This window comes from Streptomyces sp. SBT349, from assembly GCF_001083795.1.
Taxonomy (GTDB): domain Bacteria; phylum Actinomycetota; class Actinomycetes; order Streptomycetales; family Streptomycetaceae; genus Streptomyces.
Genome location: NZ_LAVK01000510.1, coordinates 1 through 3,855 on the forward strand (window position 1 = coordinate 1; position 3,855 = coordinate 3,855).

General features: G+C 74.3%; 3 protein-coding genes. 2 read left to right on the forward strand and 1 reads right to left on the reverse strand.

Annotated elements, in window-relative coordinates; all coding sequences use genetic code 11:
- Together ADY01_RS33815 and ADY01_RS33820 are read left to right on the forward strand one after the other, a co-directional pair.
- Positions 1-1,231: exo-beta-N-acetylmuramidase NamZ domain-containing protein (locus ADY01_RS33815; protein WP_049580590.1), on the forward strand; the 1,231-nt coding region annotated here is incomplete at its 5' end.
- 41 nt (positions 1,232-1,272) lie between these two features.
- Complete coding sequence (locus ADY01_RS33820) at positions 1,273-3,066, forward strand: serine hydrolase domain-containing protein (RefSeq protein ID WP_063784463.1); 1,794 nt, start codon at positions 1,273-1,275, stop codon at positions 3,064-3,066.
- Positions 3,067-3,078: 12 nt separating this feature from the next.
- Here ADY01_RS33820 and ADY01_RS33825 read toward each other — a convergent pair.
- The coding region (locus ADY01_RS33825) for an aldose epimerase family protein (protein ID WP_049580591.1) at positions 3,079-3,855 on the reverse strand (777 nt) is incomplete at its 5' end.

Sequence of the window (3,855 nt, forward strand, 5' to 3'; positions counted from 1 at the left end):
GCGTAACGGTCGGCCCGCAGCGTCTCGAAGCCGGTGCGGACCCGGCCGGTCCCCCGGCCGGGTCCGCACCGGCTTCGAGACGCTGCGGGCCGACCGTTACGCCTCGCTCGACGGGCAGCGCGTCGGCGTCATCTCCAACCCCACCGGCATCGACCGCGACCTCCAGCACGTCGTGGACGTCATGGTCGCCGACGGCCGCGTCGACATCGCCGCCGTCTTCGGGCCCGAGCACGGCTTCCGCGGCACCTCCCAGGCCGGTGAGGGCGAGGACTTCTTCATCGACGCCAAGACGGGACTGCCCGTCTACAACGCCTACAACAACGCCGCCACCATGGAGGAACTCTTCGCCGAACTGGCCCTGGACACACTGGTCTTCGACATCCAGGACGTCGGCGCCCGCTTCTACACCTACATCTGGACCATGTACCTGGCACTGGAGGCCGCGGCCCGCCTCGGCCTGCGGTTCGTCGTCCTGGACCGGCCCAACCCCCTGTCGGGCGCCGAAGCCGAGGGCCCCGTGCTCCACCCGGACAACTCCTCCTTCGTCGGCCTCAAGTCCATCGCCCAGCGCCACGGCATGACCGTCGGCGAGCTGGCCCGCCTGTTCAACGACGTGTTCGTCCCCGAGGCCACCGGCGGCGCGCGGGCCGACCTGCACGTGGAACGCCTGTCCGGCTGGCGCCGCCGCCACCGCTACGCCGACACCGGCCTGCCCTGGGTCCCGCCCTCCCCGAACATGCCGACGCCCACCACCGCCGATCTCTACGTCGGCACCTGCCTGTTCGAGGCCAGCGCGCTGTCCGAGGGGCGCGGCACCACGCTGCCGTTCCAGCTCCTCGGCGCCCCCGGCATCGACCACCGCTGGTCGGAGGCGCTGAACGAGCGCGGCCTGCCCGGCGTCCGCTTCCGCGAGGCGTACTTCACCCCCACCTTCTCCAAGTGGGCCGGCGAGACGTGCGGCGGCGTCGAGGTCCAGATCACCGACCCGGACGCCCACGACCCGATTCGCGCCGCCCTGACCATGATCACCGAGCAGTGGCGGCTCTTCCCGGAGCACCGCTGGCGGAGCCAGGACGGCGGCGACGCCTTCTGGATGGACAAGCTCAGCGGCAACGACCGGGTCCGGCTCGCCATCGAGGACGGCGCCGCCGCCGACGACCTCCCCGCCCTCTGGGAGGACGACCTCGCCGCCTTCCGCGCGCTGCGCCGCGAGTACCTGCTCTACCGCTGACCCGCGCCCTCCCCACCTCCGCCGGAAGGACCACCCACCCGATGCGACGCAGACGCTTGCTCCAGGGGCTGACCGCGGCCGCCGGCGCACCCCTGCTCTCCGCGGCGGCGGCCCCCGCCGCCGCGGGCCCGGCGCGTTCCCCCGCGTGGCGCCAGGGGCCGCCCACCCTCACGCCCGCGGACCTCCGCTTCCCCGCCGTCTCCCGGCCGCTGCGCCGCGGGCGGCCGGGGGAGGCGGGGCTGATCGCCGAGCACGTCGAGCGGATCGCCGACGAGGCGGAGGTCTTCCTCACCCCCGGCCCGGGGCGGCCCGCACCCTCCTTTCCCGGGTTCACGCTCATCGCGGTGCGCGACGGCGTGATCGTCAGCCACGAGGCGCGCGGCCACGCGGTGCGCTACGCCTCGTGGGACGAGGCGGGCGGCGCCCCGGTCGAGCTGCCCGCCGACCAGTGGGTGCCCATGGCCGAGGACACCGTGTTCGACCTGGCCTCGGTGAGCAAGCTGTTCACCGCGACGGTCGCCGCGCAGCTCGCCGAGCAGGGGGCGCTCGACCTGGACGCGCCGGTGGTGAGGTACCTCCCCGAGTTCGCCGGGACCGACCCGGCCAAGGCCCCCATCACCGTGCGGCAGCTGCTCGTTCACCGCTCGGGCCTGGTCTCCTGGGTCAACCTCTGGTCCCTCCCCGACAACGAGGCCAGGCTCGCAGCGATCTGGTCCTCGGCGCTGACCCGCCCGCCCGGCGCCGGCTACGAGTACTCCGACCTCAACCTCATCACCCTCGCCACGGTGATGGAGCGCGTCACCGGCGCCCCGCTGGACGCGCTGGTCGCCGAGCGCGTCACCGGGCCGCTCGGCCTGACCGACACGATGTACAACCCGCCCGAGAGCCTGCTGCCGCGCGTCGCCGCCACCGAGTACCAGCCCGCCACCGGCCGCGGCATGATCCGCGGCTCCGTCCACGACGAGAACGCCTGGGCCTTCGGCGGCGTGGCGGGGCACGCCGGGCTGTTCTCCACCGCGGCCGACCTGGCGGTCTTCTGCCAGCTCCTCGCCGACGGCGGCCAGTACGACGGCACGCGCGTCCTGTCCGAGGACACGGTCCGCGCGGTGCTCACCGACCACAACGCCGACATCGGCGCCTCGCCGCGGGGGCTGGGCTGGCAGGTGGACCAGCGCTCGTACATGGACGCCCTCTGCTCGCCCGTGACGGCGGGGCACACCGGCTACACCGGCACCTGCGTCACGGTGGACCCGGTGGAGCGGACCGTCCTCGTCATGCTCACCAACCGCGTCCACCCCACGCGGAGTTGGGGAACGGACAGCGTCTACCGCAGGATGCCCGCCCGCGCCTTCGCCCGCGCCCTGCCCGTCCGCCCGGTCTCCGGCGCGACGGCCTGGTTCGCGGGCACGGCCGACGCCGCCACCGCGACGCTGACGGCCCCCCTGAGCGGCCTGGACCGCGCCGGCCTGGCCACGTTCCGCCTGTGGTACGACACCGAACCGGCCCATGACATGGGCGCCTTCGAGGCGTCCGCCGACGGCGGCGGGACGTGGCGCCCGGTGCCGCTCGGCCTGCGCGCGGGACAGTGGCGCTGGGACACCGACGGCTCGTTCACCGGCTGGTCGGGGCGGCGGTGGCTGCACGCCACGGCCGCCCTTCCCGCGGGCACCACGCACATCCGCTGGAGCTACCGCACCGACCGCGACTACCAGGGCCGCGGCGTCCACCTCGACGCCATCCGCGTCACCCGCGGCCCGCGCGTCGTCTTCGACGACAGCAGGCCGCGCGACGCGGCGCGGCTGGCCGCCGAGGGCTGGAGCCGCGGCCGGGGCTGAGGCCCCCGGGCCTCAGCGGCGCACGCCGAACCTGTGGACGGTGGTCGAGCGGTAGGTCTCGCCGGGGCGCAGGACGGTGCTGGGGAACGCGGGCTGGTTGGGGGAGTCGGGGAAGTGCTGGGTCTCCAGGCACAGCCCGTCGCCCTGCCGGTAGGTGCGGCCCGAGGTGCCGGTGAGCGTGCCGTCGAGGAAGTTGCCGCTGTAGAACTGCGTGCCGGGCTCCGTGGTCGCGATGCTCATCGTCCGGCCGGACGCGGGGTGGTACAGCGTCGCGGCCGGTTCCGGGTGCCGGGTGATGCCCTTGTCGAGGACGAGGTTGTGGTCGAACCCCTGGGCGATGAGCAGTTGGGGGTGGCCCTCGCGGAGGTCGCGGCCGATGGGCTTGGCGCGGCGGAAGTCGAACGGGGTGCCGCGGACGGAGGCCAGTTCGCCGGTGGGGATCAGGGTCGGGTCGATGGGCGTGTAGCGTCCGGCGGCCACGCTCAGCCGGTGGTCCTCGATGCTTCCGGTGCCTTCGCCGGCGAGGTTGAAGTAGATGTGGCTGGTGAGGTTGACGACGGTGGGTGCGTCGGTGGTGGCGTGGTAGTCGATGCGGAGGGCGCCGTCCTGGTCGAGGGTGTAGTCGACGCGGGTGGTGAGGGTGCCGGGGAAGCCCATGTCGCCGTGGGGGCTGGTGTGGTGGAGGGTGAGGCCGGCGGGGGGGGGGGGGGGGGCGGCCCAGAGGGGTTTGTCGAGGCCGGTGGTGCAGCCGTGGAGGGGGTTGGGGCCGGGGGTGAGGGGGGGGGGGTG